At 57.1% G+C, this 15,241-nt stretch carries 17 protein-coding genes; 9 read left to right on the forward strand and 8 right to left on the reverse strand.

Translation table 11 applies throughout. From position 1 onward, the window contains the following. Positions 1–83 precede the first annotated feature (83 nt). The 4 genes from Q1A51_RS02300 to Q1A51_RS02315 all read left to right on the forward strand — a co-directional run bounded on the left by Q1A51_RS02300 (position 84) and on the right by Q1A51_RS02315 (position 3,873). Complete coding sequence (locus Q1A51_RS02300; RefSeq protein WP_299603316.1) at positions 84–1,127, forward strand: toprim domain-containing protein; 1,044 nt, start codon at positions 84–86, stop codon at positions 1,125–1,127. A 251-nt stretch (positions 1,128–1,378) separates the two neighbouring features. Continuing rightward, on the forward strand, positions 1,379–2,305 hold the full coding sequence (locus tag Q1A51_RS02305; RefSeq protein WP_299603319.1) for a DUF2493 domain-containing protein: 927 nt from the start codon (positions 1,379–1,381) through the stop codon (positions 2,303–2,305). A gap of 118 nt (positions 2,306–2,423) precedes the next feature. Beyond that, complete coding sequence (locus Q1A51_RS02310) at positions 2,424–2,876, forward strand: hypothetical protein (RefSeq protein ID WP_299603322.1); 453 nt, start codon at positions 2,424–2,426, stop codon at positions 2,874–2,876. A gap of 658 nt (positions 2,877–3,534) precedes the next feature. Beyond that, positions 3,535–3,873: a DUF736 domain-containing protein gene (locus Q1A51_RS02315; RefSeq protein ID WP_021100681.1), complete on the forward strand. Its 339-nt coding sequence runs from the start codon at positions 3,535–3,537 to the stop codon at positions 3,871–3,873. A gap of 347 nt (positions 3,874–4,220) precedes the next feature. On the opposite strand, the gene Q1A51_RS02320 is transcribed toward Q1A51_RS02315, so the two are convergent. From Q1A51_RS02320 to Q1A51_RS02330, 3 genes are read right to left on the reverse strand one after another with little or no spacing between them, the layout of a single operon-like run. Then, complete coding sequence (locus Q1A51_RS02320) at positions 4,221–4,688, reverse strand: SRPBCC family protein (RefSeq protein ID WP_299603334.1); 468 nt, start codon at positions 4,686–4,688, stop codon at positions 4,221–4,223. A gap of 30 nt (positions 4,689–4,718) precedes the next feature. Continuing rightward, the gene (locus Q1A51_RS02325) at positions 4,719–5,141 is read right to left on the reverse strand and encodes a DUF1330 domain-containing protein (protein WP_299603337.1); all 423 of its coding nucleotides are present in this window, start codon (positions 5,139–5,141) and stop codon (positions 4,719–4,721) included. Continuing rightward, entirely contained in the window at positions 5,138–5,533 is a 396-nt protein-coding gene (locus Q1A51_RS02330) for an SRPBCC family protein (protein WP_299603339.1), read from the reverse strand. The genes Q1A51_RS02325 and Q1A51_RS02330 overlap by 4 nt, the downstream gene beginning before the upstream one ends. Before the next feature lie 82 nt (positions 5,534–5,615). On the opposite strand from Q1A51_RS02330, the gene Q1A51_RS02335 reads away from it, so the two are divergent. Continuing rightward, positions 5,616–6,533, forward strand: coding sequence for a LysR family transcriptional regulator (locus tag Q1A51_RS02335; protein WP_299603341.1), 918 nt, complete (start codon positions 5,616–5,618; stop codon positions 6,531–6,533). A 29-nt stretch (positions 6,534–6,562) separates the two neighbouring features. Here the strand turns inward: Q1A51_RS02335 and Q1A51_RS02340 are convergent, their stop codons facing one another. Continuing rightward, on the reverse strand, positions 6,563–7,216 hold the full coding sequence (locus Q1A51_RS02340; RefSeq protein ID WP_299603343.1) for a TetR/AcrR family transcriptional regulator: 654 nt from the start codon (positions 7,214–7,216) through the stop codon (positions 6,563–6,565). Positions 7,217–7,315: 99 nt separating this feature from the next. Here Q1A51_RS02340 and Q1A51_RS02345 point away from each other — a divergent pair, with 99 nt between their 5' ends. From Q1A51_RS02345 to Q1A51_RS02355, 3 genes are all read left to right on the forward strand, one after another. After that, positions 7,316–7,783, forward strand: coding sequence for an ABA4-like family protein (locus Q1A51_RS02345; protein ID WP_299603346.1), 468 nt, complete (start codon positions 7,316–7,318; stop codon positions 7,781–7,783). After that, entirely contained in the window at positions 7,770–8,591 is an 822-nt protein-coding gene (locus tag Q1A51_RS02350; protein WP_299603348.1) for a hypothetical protein, read from the forward strand. The genes Q1A51_RS02345 and Q1A51_RS02350 overlap by 14 nt, the downstream gene beginning before the upstream one ends. A 64-nt stretch (positions 8,592–8,655) precedes the next feature. Continuing rightward, positions 8,656–9,234 (forward strand): hypothetical protein, encoded by a 579-nt coding sequence (locus Q1A51_RS02355; protein ID WP_299603351.1) that lies wholly within the window; start codon positions 8,656–8,658, stop codon positions 9,232–9,234. Between the two features lie 496 nt (positions 9,235–9,730). Here the strand turns inward: Q1A51_RS02355 and Q1A51_RS02360 are convergent, their stop codons facing one another. Then, a complete protein-coding gene (locus tag Q1A51_RS02360; RefSeq protein ID WP_299603354.1) occupies positions 9,731–10,624 on the reverse strand; it encodes an AraC family transcriptional regulator in 894 nt (297 codons plus the stop codon). Between the two features lie 169 nt (positions 10,625–10,793). On the opposite strand from Q1A51_RS02360, the gene Q1A51_RS02365 reads away from it, so the two are divergent. Then, positions 10,794–11,741 carry an SDR family oxidoreductase gene (locus tag Q1A51_RS02365; RefSeq protein ID WP_299603357.1) on the forward strand — a complete coding sequence of 316 codons (948 nt, stop codon included), beginning with the start codon at positions 10,794–10,796 and terminating at the stop codon, positions 11,739–11,741. A 280-nt stretch (positions 11,742–12,021) separates the two neighbouring features. Here Q1A51_RS02365 and Q1A51_RS02370 read toward each other — a convergent pair whose 3' ends face one another. From Q1A51_RS02370 to Q1A51_RS02380, 3 genes are read right to left on the reverse strand one after another with little or no spacing between them, the layout of a single operon-like run. Next, positions 12,022–13,830, reverse strand: coding sequence for a DUF2326 domain-containing protein (locus Q1A51_RS02370; RefSeq protein WP_299603360.1), 1,809 nt, complete (start codon positions 13,828–13,830; stop codon positions 12,022–12,024). Further along, complete coding sequence (locus Q1A51_RS02375) at positions 13,820–14,071, reverse strand: ABC-three component system middle component 8 (protein WP_299603362.1); 252 nt, start codon at positions 14,069–14,071, stop codon at positions 13,820–13,822. Before Q1A51_RS02375 ends, Q1A51_RS02370 begins: the two co-directional genes overlap by 11 nt. Before the next feature lie 2 nt (positions 14,072–14,073). Further along, positions 14,074–15,030, reverse strand: a complete 957-nt coding sequence (locus tag Q1A51_RS02380) for an ABC-three component system protein (RefSeq protein WP_299603365.1) — start codon at positions 15,028–15,030, stop codon at positions 14,074–14,076. Positions 15,031–15,241: the final 211 nt, after the last annotated feature.

Raw genomic sequence — 15,241 nt, forward strand, 5'->3', positions numbered from 1 at the left:
GCTCCTTCCCCCCGAGTTCCGGCAGCCGGGGTCCGCCAGAAATGGCGGGCCCCTTTTTCAATCCACGACAGGAGGCACAGAGTATGCACAGCCCCGCCGCCGACATCGCCCGCCGCCTTGCCCAGGATGCCGAGGCCGTCTGCCGACAGTACCTTTCAAACGGACGCAAGCAAGGCCGCTACTGGATCGTAGGCGACGTGCAGAACACGCCGGGCCGCAGTCTTTACGTTCGGCTATCGGGCCCGACCTCCGGACCCGGCGCGGCTGGCAAGTGGACAGATTCCGCCACCGGGCAGCACGGCGACCTGCTGGATCTGGTCGCCCTCAACATGGGCATCGTCACGCTGAAGGACACGCTTGAGGAGGCCCGCAGGTTTCTAAGCCTGCCGCAGACGGACTTGCACCGCGCCGCCAATCCGCCAGCCAGTCGTGGCTCACCTGAGGCGGCACGGCGGCTCTGGGCAATGGGCCAGCCGATGCCGGGCACCTTGGCCGAACGCTATCTCGAAGGGCGCGGCCTCACTGGGCTGGGCCATCTCGATAGTCTCCGGTTTCACCCGAACTGCTTTTATTGGCGCGAGGATCACGCACTGAACGATCCGCCCGAGACTTGGCCCGCCCTGCTCGCCAAGGTAACGGACCTCGATGGACGGCTCACCGGCCTGCACCGCACCTGGCTTGAACCCGCCACTGCGGACAAGGCCCCGGTCATTCCACCGCGCAAGGCGATGGGCAATCTCCTCGGCCATGGTGTTCGCATCGGCAAACCGGTCAGCGTGCTGGCCGCAGGCGAAGGGCTTGAGACCATGCTCTCCCTGCATCTGGCCCTGCCGGAGTTGCCTGCGGTGGCGGCTCTGTCCGCCAATCATCTCGCAGCCCTGCAGCTGCCCGCCGATCTTCGCCGCCTCTACATCGCCGTCGATGCCGACCCGGCGGGCCTGTCCGCCGCGGACCAACTGGCGCATCGGGCCATCGGGGCCGGGATCGACGCCGTCCATCTCTCCCCCTGTCTCGGCGATATCAATGACGATCTGCGGGCCAATGGCCGCGACGCGTTGCGCGCGCATCTGCGTCCGCAACTGGCGCCCGAGGATGCCGTGACCTTCCTCGACCACGCCGAGGATTGATCGGAGTCGGCGCAGCCAGCCATCGCCTCCGCGATCAGAGCCACGCCCTCCGGCCTTCCGAGAGCGGGCAAAGCGGAGCAGAGCCCGGACGGGCCCGCAACGGCCATGGCCGTCCTCCGCTGCGCTTCGGTTCCACCCCATCGCGCGGGCGCGACGGGGACCCCTGAGAATGCAGACCCGTCCGGCCCCCGCTTTTCCGTTGCCCGGGAAGGCCGCGAGAGGCGCGGTCTTCGACAAACGGAGACGACATCATGACCGACACACATCTTCAAACCCGATCTTCCACCGCCGTCGTGCTCGAGGAACTGCAGCTCTATGGCTGGCGCCCCTTCACGGACGAGCCCGATCCCCGCCCCTTGCCGGAGCCCGACGCCATTCGCACCGCCATCGTCGACATTTTCGACGCGCTCGTCTCGACGCTGTCCGACACGCGCCTGGAACCCGACCTCGAAGATCTGCTCTGGTCCACCACGAACCTCTTTCACCGCATGGCGACGCGGACAGGCCGGGAGCTCGACAGCAACGAACAGGCGCAGAAACGCGCGCAGCGCGAACAGGACGGCTCCGAGGTCCGGTCCGTCGAACTCGAGACCCTGATCGCCGAAGGCATCACACTCATCGAGCGGCGCAATGCCTTTGAGGCCATGCGCGATCTCGCCGCCGAATTGTTCGAGACCCATCTCGGCCAAAACTGGCACCCGCGTGCGGGCAGCCACGTGAACCGCCGCACCCTGACCGCCTCGTTGATCGACAGCCGCGATCACATCGCAGCCAAGCGCCGGGCCGATCTGGAACCGCTCCTGCCCCAAGGCACAAAAATCGCTTTCACTGGCGGGCTGGACTGCAACGATCATACGGCTGTCTGGGCGGCCCTCGACCGCGTCCATGCGAAACACGCCGACATGGTCCTGTTGCACGGCGGCGCGCCACGCGGGGCCGAACGCATCGCTGCAGCCTGGGCCGACAACCGCAGCGTGACACAGATCGTCTTCAAGCCCGACTGGACGCGGCACGGCAAATCGGCCCCCTTCAAGCGCAACGACCAGTTGCTCGACACCCTGCCCATCGGGCTCATCGTCTTCCCGGGCTCGGGTATCACCGAAAATCTCGCCGACAAGGCCCGCGCGATGGGCATTCCCCTCTTCGACTTCCGGCCGAAAGCCGCCCCACCGGCATGACCGGATTTCCGCCGACGCCCGCCCCGGACTCTCCCGGGGCGGGCCGTTTTCTGCTATGATCTGCCCGTGCCAATGGAGGAGGTGGCGGCGCGATCCTTGTTCTCGAAAGGAGTGCCTCATGTTTTTCTCCACCCTCTTCACGCTGTTCGGCCTCGGTGCCCTCTGCTGGATCCTGTTCAACCTGGCCGTCTACGCCCTGCCCTTCGCGATCGGACTGACGTCCGGCATGTATCTGTTTGAAACGGGCCAAGGCGTCTTCCTGTCGATCATTGCGGGCCTCTTCATCGGCGGATTCATCGCGGCTCTCGGAGAATTCGCCTTTGACCGCATCCGTTGGGTTCCGCTCAAACTCGCCATCGGTCTGATCTACGCGGTCCCCGCCGGGATCGCCGGGTTTCATGCGGCAAAGGGTCTTGCCGAGTTCGGCAGCGCGGGCGCTGTGACCATCACCTTCCTGTCTTGGCTGGGCGCACTGGTCGTGGGTGGGACCGCATGGGCGCGTGTATCGGGCTGGTCCGAGGTCAACGCCGTGTCCGACCCGCATCCGCACAGGTCTTTCAACGAACACTGAACGCCCTGTGAAGCTTGCGCGGGTGCTTGCCGTCCGCCACATCGTCAGAATGCGCCGCAACCGATTGCTGCAAAAGGTCTCGATCCTCGCCGTCACTGCAGCGTTGCGGTTGGGCAGGACCGGCTGAGCAAAGCCAGACCACTGAGACCCACGTTGTGGCGCATGGCCCCGGTCGCGCATGCACTTGCAACAACGGCAAACCGAAAATTACGGCAGACAAACGCAGACACCGCGAGAGGGGGCAATCCCGGAGTAGCGAGGCACGTCCGGGACATGCACCGTTTCCGCCTGCACGCCAGAACCTGTCTTTGAACGATGCATACTGCCGGGGTCTTGCGCGGTCCAAAGGTAGCCTGTCATCCCCTCTTCCATGGCATGACGCCACGCGTCCCTTGCGGGCCTCTCAGCGGCTGATCTGACCGGGATCGGCTGACGCCTCGACCGCCTTGGCCGCAACGGCCGGTCCGGACTTTCTTCCCCTGGCGCCCCCGAAAAGTATCGGGTCCGCCATTCCTCGCGGAGCAAGAAAGACCCGCCTTGCCGTCCTCCGCTGGCGCTGCGGGCCACAGGGGCTGCGTCGGCGGATCGTCCCGGTCCTGACGATCGCCATCGAGGCCGCGAAGGGCGCGGGCTCGGACAAGCCAAAAGGAGATATGACATGGCCACCATCGGAACCTTCAAGAAGACCGGCAGCGAATACGTCGGCGAAATCGTCACCCTGAGCGTTCAGGCGAAAGCCGTCCGCATCGTCCCCGAGGACAGCACCCCGAACGACAACGCCCCCTCCCACCGCGTCTTCGTGGGCCGTGCTGAGATCGGCGCCGCATGGTCCAAGCGCTCGACCGAGGGCCGCGACTACCTGAGCCTCAAGCTCGACGACCCGAGCTTCACCCAGCCGATCTATGCAAACCTCTTCGACGATACGGTGATCGAAGGCGGCGAAGAGACCTTCAGCCTCATCTGGTCACGCCCCAACACCCGCCGCAACGGCGACTGATAGCAGACCGCCCCGCCCGGGATCACCGGGCGGGGTGACCTTTACTCATCTTGTGCTGACCGCGAGCGACTCGCGGTTATACTTGACCGCAACGGGTCCGGCCCATTCCGGCCATTCATCATACACTCGGGTGCCGCAGCGAGACTTCCTCAAAGCGGACTTTGATCACTCGTCGAAATCGTTTGTATGCCCGTCCCTACCTTGGCGATAGACTATTAATCGGAAGCAACATTCGCTCTGAGCGGCCAATGCAAACAGATGGATCTAGCAACTTGGAACTAGTTTCGAAGTCGACGAACCGGCTCAATTGGCGGCGCGCTGAATAAAGGCGCGCCGCTCGCCGGTCTTTAATGTGCGATTTCTGTTCCTTTGGTCACATAATCAGCATTGCTTTTGAGCACCTTCCCGAGCATCGACCGGAACTGCGATGCCATCATCGGGGACATGAGCCGACCGATCAGACCCATGCCCGGTGTGAATTGCATGGTCATCGTGACCAGCGTCATATTACCAACCCGTGGGGTCAGTGTCAGTGTCGCCTGCGCGGACCGGATCGGCACGGTCGCCTCGAAAATATCGATGACCATCCTATGCGGCGGGTCATAGCTCACGATCTTTTCGCGGACGAATTGCTTGCCGTTGGCGGACAGGTCGCATTGGCGGCTGGCGCCAATACCAGACTGGGCGCTGCCATCCATAAGGCGTGATGCCTTGATGCCGGGATGGAACCGCGCGACAGCGCCGAAGTCATCCCAACTTGCCCAAACCTGATCGACAGGCGCTTCGACGATTTCCTTTACTGTGACTGTTTTCATCTGATTTCTCCTTTCTGGCGCAGGCCTGACCTAGCCACCAAAAACTGCCGGATCGAAGGCTGGCAGGATGACGACGTTATTGATGCTGGCCGCGCGAGTACGGATCGGAATAAACTGTTCCTGATAGGTGCCGTCCTTGTAGAACTCATCGAAATCCGCCTGGTTCTCAAAACGCATGAGCACCGTCCAGTTGCTGTCCCATGTGCCTTCAACAACCATTGGTGCGGGCGACACAGCCAGAACTAAGGCGCTCGTTGCACCAAGAAGTGCAGCTGTGCCTGGCACATATTCGGATTGAAACGCCTCCATGTCGTCTACCTTCAACTGGGCGATGAAATACACATCGTCCTGATCAGCAGCGGTTTGCACGCGTGCAAAAAGATCCTGTGCAATGCTGGACGAAGGCAACGCAACTGCGAGCGAAACGAGGGCAGTAAGAATGATACGTTTCATGCCGTACCTCCCATCCGCTCAATCATGTCGGCGAACATCAGATCGGCCGCCTCGGCAAAGATGGGTGCCGCGCTGTCCGGCAACAGATCAGTCGTCCAGGTCACGTGCGCAGCGCCATTGTCGTCGGTTACTACGATAGAAGCGGCATGTTCCGTCATCGGGAAGGGCGAGGAATGCACGCGATAGGCCAAACGCTGCAGGTCGTGATCAACTGACAGGATGCTTTCCTCAAGGGTCTGTCCATCCGCCATACGACATGTCCGGTGATCCCCTTTAATCACGCTTTCCGTAATCATGCCGGTCAGGGCGGGCACGTTTCCGATGTCGGAAACAACGCTCCAGACATCTGGCGCAGACGCGCGCAGGGTAGCTGTTTTGGTGATAGTGGCCATGAATGGCCTCCTTTCTTCTGATTTGTGTGATGCAGAGTTATGCAGTCTTTGACTGAGCAAAAGTAGATGATAAGACACCAATATGGTGCAAAAACACACCAATACTTCAGGCTGGGACGGGTTGCAGGCAATCCTGCTGGTTGCGCGGCATGGAACCGTGCGCGCCGCTGCGACAGAGATCGGCGTCGCCCACACCACCTTGGCGCATCGGATTGCTGTCGCCGAAAAAGCGATGGGCGTCACTGCGTTTGTTAAATCAGTTCGGGGCTACGCGCTGACGGACGAAGGTGCCCAGATTGTGGAACATGCCGAGCGTATGGCGGCGGAATCCGAGGCATTAGCACGATCATTGGATGGGGCCGGAAAGGTTGCGAGGGGTCCGGTCACGGTCTCAATGAATGCAAGCCTTCTGACCCACGTCGCGGCCGCCTCCGTGGCAACGCTGCGCGCGCGCCATCCCAATATCGCGCTGACTTTCTTGCTCGGAGATGCCTTTGCCGATCTAGACCGGAGAGATTCCGACATCGTTCTGAGGATGCAGAACGCGCCGGCGCCGTCCCTGTTCGGCAGAAGGCTCTGCCAAGTGCGTTCAACGGTTTTCGTAGCCCGGGACGCAAAAGGCTCTCTTGAACAAGCCAAGAGTCCCTTGCCCGTAATCGGTTGGGCACGCGATGCCGTGGTGGAGACGACATTCGCGTCGCTCGGCTTCGACAATGTGCGTGTCGTGGCGACCGTGTCCGACATCGACGCACAAGCTGCGATTGCGCAGACTACACCGGTTGCCGTTGAGCTACCTTGCTATCTTGGCGACGCCCTTCCCCAGCTTGTCAGGCTGGCGCCTACGCGCCTGCGGGATTTGAATGCGTTGTGGATCCTGACACACGATAGTTTGCGCAATTCTCCCCGGATTAGAGCAGCCTTCGAAGCGCTGTCGTCCGCCGTTCTGGATCGACGGGAGATGATTGAAGGCATTGCTCTGCCCACGCGTGAAGAGGCGTAAAGAAACGAGTTGTAGCGGGCCGCAAGTATTCAATCTTCGCCCCTACGTTGACCCTGAAACGGCTTGGGTCGATTGTCGATTACGTCCGGGAAGTAGCCAAAACCGGGCATGATCTCGTCCATTCTGAAGGGCGGAGCACCATCATCTTCGCGCCGGATTTCGCCGTCGATCAGCAGCATCGCGTAGCCATGCACGAGGCTCCAAAGCATCCATTCTGTGCGCCATGGTCCGCCCGGGGCGCCGGCTTTGTCCCAGTCAAGACCATGGGCCACGTCGCGCAACACGCTGTAGCTTGCCCAACCGGCTTGCTTCAACGCATCATCATCCGAAAGGTGGAAACGGCTGGTGAACATGAGTTTGAACAACTCGGGGTTCTCCAACGCAAAGCGCAGGTATCCGTTGCACGCCGCATCGAGGCGCGCCTTGCCCGGCGGATGATCTTCGACGCCGCGCTGCATTTCGGCCGCATGCCGTCGAAACCCGTCAGTCGCCATCGCGGTCAGCAAACCACGCAGCCCGTCAAAGTGGTTCTTGGGTGCTGTATGGCTGACCCCGACCCGCGCCGCGATCGAGCGGAGCGAGACAGATTCGAGCCCTTTTTCCTCAAGCTCTGCCAGACCAGCCTCAACCAAAGCCGCTTTAAGATCACCGTGATGATATTTTTTTCTGTTTTCTTTCAGCAATTTAGAGCCTCCATATTTCCAATGTAAATTTTTCTTCTGGACATTGCAAGAGATTGCACTCAGTAAATTACCAATGGAAATTTACAGTGGTGATATAAAATGACCCCAGAGCTTCTCTTCTCTCATGTTGGCACCGCCGCGATGGCTGGATGGGCATTGCTGATCCTTGGCCCTAGACGTTCCGTGTGGCTCAACGCACTCCCGCTATGGATCATCCCCGCAGGTCTGTCTGCCGTCTATGCCGCGCTGATCTTCAGCCGCTTTTCGGGCATGGGTGGGGGATTTGACAGCCTGTCTGATGTAGCGAAGCTTCTGGCCGACGACTGGGCGTTGCTTGCAGCCTGGGTGCACTTTCTCGCCTTTGATCTGTTCATCGGAGCGGTGATGGCGGCCCGGATGGATCGCGTCAGCATCGGCCGCCTGGTTCAGACACCAATCCTGCTATCGACCTTCATGCTCGGGCCGCTCGGCTTTCTGATCGCTGCGCTGACGGAGTTGGGCCTGCGCGCCCGGCGTCTTCCCACACAAACCAAATCCCTCGAAGGAACGCACAATGTCTTTGCTTGAAACCAATCTGCCCGCTGTCCCGGCCCCTTCGCCGACCCAATTCATCACGCTGACTGTTGTGGCAATCGTGCTTGCTGCCTTATCCATTCTCTGGGGCTTCGTGGACCCGCGCCTGATCGAAGGCGTCCCGGTCTGGATGAAGCCGCTCAAGTTCGCGCTGAGTTTCGCGCTGCTCTTCGGAACTCTGGCGCTCGTGGAAACGCGGCTATCTGCCCCGGCCCGAGAAGGCTGGACAATGCAGATCACGGGCTGGGTCATGGCGGCGGCATTTCTGTCAGAGATGGCCTACATGATGTATCAGGCCGGTCGCGGAGAGGCCTCGCATTTCAACCTGTCCACTCCTTTTACAGAGTTGATGTACACGACCGTTATGGCGATAGGCGCTGTGGCACTGGTTGTAGGGACGGCAGTGGTAGGCTGGGTTGCCAAGCGCGATCAGGCTGCAGCCCTCAGCCCCGCTCTGCGCGAAGCGATCTGGTTGGGCTTTCTTCTGACCTTCGTGCTTACCATGATCGTGGCGGGATACATGAGCGTTGGGAGTACGCGCTTTGTTGGCCTGCATCCCGAAGGAGCGCCGACCCTACCGTTGGTAGGTTGGTCTGGCGTCACCGGTGACCTGCGCCCGGCACATTTCGCATCGCTGCACGCCATGCAGGCGCTACCACTTCTGGCGCTTTGGCTTGGTCGTGCCGGAGAAGCGAACGGTGCCGTCCGGACCATCCGCATTGCCGCATTCGGCTATGCCACACTGACTTTCGCCATCTTTGCACAAGCTCTGATGGGCCTTCCCCTGATCCCCCTTGGATAACACTCTCTCCGGTCGCTCACTCCTGCGCGGCCGGTTTCAACCCCATCTCTGAAAGGACAATAGAATGCCTCTAAAGATCTCAATTCTCGCACTCTGCATAGGTGTACTGACACCAACGCTTGCCTTTGCAACAACGCCTGACGATGTGCTTGGCACATGGAAAACCGGAATAGGTGAACAGCCTGCACCCGATGGCGGCACGGCATATCTGCAAGTGACAACGGTCTTCACTGAAACGGCACAAGACCTGATCTTCGAAATTTTTGCGGACGAGGCGCTGCAGATGCCTCTTTTCAAGTACCATTCCAGCGGCCCCTGGGACCCACAGGGTGCATCGGCGGAAATTCCAGGTGCGATGGAAGTCAACATGACAAACGACTTTTCGCGCGTGGAGATCTTTGTCGATGCGCCCGAAATCTGGGAGGCTCTCAACATGGCCGATTGCCCACTTGAAATTGGAGTCGCCGTCGAAGTGGCCGATTGTGTGAACGGTCCACCGTTTATCGTATCGGACTGCTTGGACATGGACTTGGTGATGGTCGATCAGGATGGTCAGCGTTTGCGCTATGGCGGGGGCGATGTGAACCGATGCGAGGTTCGGCCGACGGAGATGTCGGCCGACGCTTACTTCAAAGTTGAGTAATTGAGCACGGGCAAGGACTGCAAAGCTCTGCGAGGCTCGCTGGGAGTATTTCTCGGCGAGCCTTTCTACTTCCGGACATTACAGCATTGAAGGCCAACTGTCGCATCGGTTCCTTCGGACGTTCGAGTGAAAAATTCACATTGCGGCATTTGGGAGGTAGGCTTCACAGCCGACCTCGAAGATCGCGCGGCAATCCTGTGATAAGATGCCTCGTCAACGTCGGGCTGCCAAATTTGCTGAAAGGGCTGAGTTCTCGACGCCAATTGTTCATCGATGAATGTCTGCTCTTGCAGTTCACTATTGTATTGCGTGCAACTACAGCGAAAGTCCGGAATCCGCCGATTTTCGTAATGATATAAGATAGTTGCAATCGGCCCATTGCGGACGTTGACCTTGTCATTTCGATGCTGCGTTTGCAGCCCGCATAGCAGACATTCAACGTCGGCGCGAAATGCGTAGCGGGCGAAATCACAGATTGCGCAGACATCGCCACCGTTCAAGCACTACCAATCGCAACATGATGGCCGTTGCTCCACTGCCGTGGCGACTGTCCATACAACCTTTTGAACTCTCGGCTGAACTGGGAAGGGCTGACGTATCCCACATCAATTGCCGCCTCGTTCACGGTCATGCCCCCTGCAATCTTCATTGCCGCGTTGTTGAGGCGCATTGATTTCACGAACTGGATTGGGGCCATTGTTGTGACCTGTTTGAACTTGCGATGAAATACGGCACGGCTCATGCCTGCGTGAGCCGCCATGTCATGAATAGAGATTGGCGCATCTAAGTGGGACGATACATGCGCAATGGACCGTGCAATGGCGTTACCAGCACCAAAGGCTTGTCGAACAAACAAGCCAGCCTCGCCTTGCAGGATAGCATAATAGAGTTCACGCAGTCGGGCATCGCCAAGAACAGCAGCGTCGGTTGGATTTGCGCCAAGCTGCAAAAGGCGCTGCAGCGCATCGGTGAAACCTTCACCCCACTCTGCCAGTCTGATCCCCTGCGCGCGCAAGTCACTTTTGAGCGCAGGAAGCGCGCCACCCACATTTTCCATCTCTAAAGTCAGTTCCGTCATGACCCGTTGGTTCAGCGAAATAAAGACACCGTAAAGAGGGTTATCAGTCGATGCATTGGGGGTCCCGGCCTTTACCGGCATCGACATCGGGCAGCACAAATAACTGCTATCGTCGTAGACGTATCTGTGGCCATCCAAGACAGCCTCCTTGGAACCGCTCACAATAGCAACGACGCTGGGTTCATACACCGCCGGAACACAAGGGATAGCTTGTGTTGCCCGAAACAAGCGTACGCCTGGGATGCCAGTTTCCGTCAGACCGTCTTGGTCAGTGCGGTCTTCGATAAGCTGTTTGATACGTTGTTTGCTCATGCGGCCAATCTAGTGCCGCAGACTCCGCGCTGGCAACCTAACTGAGACAATCAGGCAAGTATTCGCGACGATCTCGCCTATTTTCAAGTATCAGCGAGAGCTACCTACACTTTCAGGACACCAACATGCACTGCGCGGCCGATGTGCCGACGTCATAAGGAGCGACACAATGGCAGATACGACATTCGGACCGAAAGGCTGGACGCCAGAGCGCCTCGGATCGCTTGCAGGCAAGACCTACGTCATCACCGGTGCCAACGCAGGTGCTGGTTTCCAGGCCGCACGCACCTTTCTATCCAAGGGCGCAAAGGTGGTGATGCTGAACCGCAGCGCGGACAAATCAACCGCCGCTGTCCAAGAACTGAAAACAGAGTTCGGCGCTGAGGCCGATGTAAGCTTTGTACGTATGGACCTGTCCGATCTTGCAAGCGTGCGGGCGGCCGCAAAAGAAGTGATGAGAACTGTTCCCCAAATCGACGCGCTAATCTGCAACGCGGCTATAGCACAAGTGCCGACGCAGAAACTGACCGTTCATGGGTTCGAAAGCCAGCTTGGCACAAATCACTACGGGCATTTCGTGCTGTGCGGAATGTTGTTTGACCGGATCGAAGCCAGCAAAGGCCGCATCGTCGTTGTCGCCAGCCTTGGCTACAACCTGGGGATCAAGACCATCCAGTTCGATGACATGAATTGGGACAAAAACTACAGCGCGAACCCTGTCTATAGCCAGAGCAAGCTGGCCCAGATGATGTTTGCCTATGAGTTGCAGGATCGCCTGAAGGGAACAGGCTCGAACGTTCAGGTCTACGTCTGCCACCCCGGTGCATCCGCGACATCATTGATAAGCACGAGTGGCGGTTTCCTGACGCGGCTGACGTGGTGGCTGATGAGCAAGACGCCAATGGTTCAAACCGCCGAAAAAGGGGCTTACCCCGAGATCATGTGCGCGACCGAGGACGGGCTAGAGCAGCGCGCGCTTTATGGCCCCACCGGGTTGATGCAAACAGGCGGCCCGGTCGGAAAGGGCACGCTCAATCCTCATGCCTATGACAAGGCGGTCATGGAAAAGCTGTGGGAAGTGTCGGAAGAGGCGACGGGGTTCAGCTGGGTACTCTGATTGCCTCTCTTATGCGGAGTGCTCAACACGAATCGTAGCAGCAGGCATTTGTTCACCTCGTAGTGTCCGGATCAGCCCCGAAGTATCGGTCATCAGGGAAGGCCCAGAGCGGACATCCAACAGCTTTCCACGATGCTGCAGCCGCAGCGAGCATTGCGGATATTGGCGTTCGACGACAGCTCTATCGCCTTTTCGCGAAGTACGCGGACGCCAAGGCGCCTTGACTGGGCGCCCTGTGCCAAATCGGTAAGCAATCGGCAACTAGCGGTGCCCTATCCGTCTAGAACTCAGCTATCTTGAACAAGCGCCCATCCCTCCCATCGTCGTGTAGCCTGAGCACCACCTCTTCATCAGAAAACCGAACAGGCTGATCTTCCAAATCGCGAGGCAGGTCAGTGTCGATCAAGGTAAAAATGTACTGTAGCTTTCCAGCGCCGGTCTGCTCATTGATCACGTCGAGTAAGTTATTCTTTTTTCGGTTGTCTAAACCTTCGAAAACGCCGTCATGGTAAACGAAACGGAAGAAGGGAGCATCTTCGTATACGCTCAAAAGTGCCAAATCAAAGAGAACGCAGATGAGTTTTTGATAACTAGTCCCATCGGACAAATTTGATGTTGTTGTCGAGCTTCCAGGGAGCGACAAGCCAATCTCATAGTCAAAATTGTTTTGTTGGTTCACTCGAAAGTAAACTATTCCATCGTGGTTCAATACCCGCTTACAATACGCGTTAAAGGTGTTTCTGAAGCGGTCAAAGAGTTGATTGGGCCTTTCAACCATAGCCTTCAACTCATCGGTAACCCGCCCCCGATTTCGCTCAACTTCGCGCAGATCGCGAGCGGCGGCAGCGACGAGTTCAAGCTTTTTCTTTTGTTCCTCCAAGTAAACGAGACGAGCTTTGTGATCGGCCAAGCCTTTTTGAAGTTCCTTGAATTTTTCAAAGGTGTCGGTCGCCTTCATGAAATGCAGTCGTTGCGATCGCTGAGCATCCAAAACGCGTTTCCGCTCAGCAAGCTCCACTCGCCTTTCTTCAAGTGACTTGCGTTGCTTGCGCAGCGCGGCATTTCTCTCTTTTGTTATTTTTCGATTGAAAGCCACGAGCTGTTCATAGTCATTGGCGAGTTGCTTTGGGAAATGAAGCTCTACTTCGTCAAAGATGGACTTGACATCTTTCAGATCGAACTTGTCCTTGTGGGCGAGAGCTTCATCTATCTGCCTGATATCAAAACGCAAATTATACAGAGTCGCCGAAATGTCTGATATCTCAGCCTCAATCTCGTTCACGAGATCACGCACAAGTTTCCGCTCTTCTTCGTCAAAACTGAACCCATCCAAAGCGGTCTCACTTGACTGGATGTCTTGCGCTAGTGACGATATCTGCGCGCTTAGCTGTGGTAACTCGTCTTCGGAAAACTGCACTTCACTTTGAAGATGATCTAGCCTTGCTTTCTTCTCGGCATGCTCTTCGTCCAGACTATACTTTTGCTGTACCAAACCATCGTCGAACGCAAACAGCCTCGCGATGAATGGCTTCCAATACTGATCCTTAGATGAGGCAAATTTCTGAAGCTTTAGCTCATCATCCCAATCACTTTGCGCACGCAGAAAGTAGGTAATCGCCTTTCTGAAGCTGAACGGCTTCAAGACGCGCAAATCAAGCCAACTATCCAAAATGACTTCGGCGTCGCTTCTACTCAACTCAAAGTGATCCCACCGTTCTTCCGGTGCATCGACAAACCTAAGTTCTTGGCTTTCGTGTCTCGCGAGCGAGATCAAATTGGGATCATTCACGCCTCGCCTTACGGTCGCAAATCCACCTGAGTTCAACGCAATTTCGACAAAGAACTGATATCCTTCGAACAGAGCCTTGTTTTTGACCAGAAAGTGTCCTGGCCACATGCCCTTCAGTAGGGAAAAGTCTATCAGATGCAGGAGTGTGGTCTTACCAAGATTGTGCGAGTCCCTCGCTAGATCTGACGGATGACGGATTTCGCCCAGGACTACGTTCAATCTTGTGGCCTCATCCCCAAAATTGAAATCCACGGGTGTGAAGGTTTCGTCATGGTTGCTGTACAGGCGGCTAATCTGCATTGTTCACACCGACAAGCTCAATGACGTCGTTTTTTGCGTGATACTCGACACGACCTAGTAGGAAAAGAAACCGCAAAGCGGGAAGAAACATCAGTTCTCCGTCTTCACCAACGCGTCGAATAATCAGCTTTCGGAGCGCTTCAAATGCGACAGCTCCCTTGCGCTTTAGTTCCTTCAAGATCACAGCGGCGATACGAACTAGTGAAGTATCGAGATCAAGATGCTTTTCTGCAGTTAACATGATCAGGCCGCCAGCTCATCTTCGCTCTTCACGCCGATATCGCAGTTACAGTACATGTAATGCAAGAGGATGCTCACAAGACGTCGCTTCCCTTTCAGTGCGTCCCGCTGGCTCTGAACTTTATCATACAAGAAGGTAAATACTCGGTCAAAGTCTGGAAACTGATCGCGCTCCACGATGAGCTTTTGCTTAAGTTCGTCGGCGGCGTCGTGGTACAGTTCTCGGAACTCGTCGTTTCGTGGGTTCTTGAGGAAGCGTTCAATCCTACCGAAATGAAGCATCGACTCCGCTTCGATTACTTGCTCATAGAACTCTTTGGACAATCCATTGATTGGGTTCTTTTTCGCCTTGATCGATATTGTATCGAATGATTGGGCGCTGTCGAAGGCCTCGTCAATGTGCCCGTCCGAATAGGCGTGCAAAGCGGTGATCACCTCAACTATGTCGTCTGGTTGAAACGTGAACGGCTGAGCGTCCCTGGCGTTTGGCAGGGACTGTGCGAGGCTCGGATTTCCTTCAAGTTCGACATCCAGTCGGCCGGTACCAATAATGTGGGCCGACTGAAGCCCAAGATTCATAAGCTCCTTGTGAAGCTTCTTTTCAGCACCGCCTGTCAGGTTCCGATTGGCAAATAGTATGTAGTGCTCACACATCTCATCTTTGATCAGCTTCTTGATACGAGGGTATTCCTCATTCTTCAGCTTCCTTTGGAACGGACGATCCGAATAGGATGCGATCGGAGACGCTGCATGCTTCGCCTGCAAAACGACCTTACCTTTCAGCGGTTCGGCTGAGCTTGGGAAGCAGTTGGCTGTACCCGTGAATTTGCCATCCCTACCACCGTCAGGACCTGGCGCGAAAGGCGTAACTGCCTTTCCCAACCAATCAACCGATATCTTGACACAAAGGTCTTCGAAATCATCGTCACTAAGTTCGTAAAGTCGAAAGTCTCGACGCATGAAAAACCTGAAAAAAATACGCTGCTCAACTATGACGTTAGTCTTTGGGAGGCTGCCAAGTCAACGCTTGGGTGTAGCAATCAGAATGGTATCCAATGTCTGCTTGGCGGAGGCTGTGATTGAAACGTTCCATCCGCAGCGAACGACCGCTTCCCGCCCTCCTCGAAGAGTTTGTTGGTCTTCAAGCCTTCGCCTATATGACTAAGCCATA

Source organism: uncultured Tateyamaria sp., assembly GCF_947496075.1.
Classification (GTDB): Bacteria; Pseudomonadota; Alphaproteobacteria; order Rhodobacterales; family Rhodobacteraceae; genus Tateyamaria.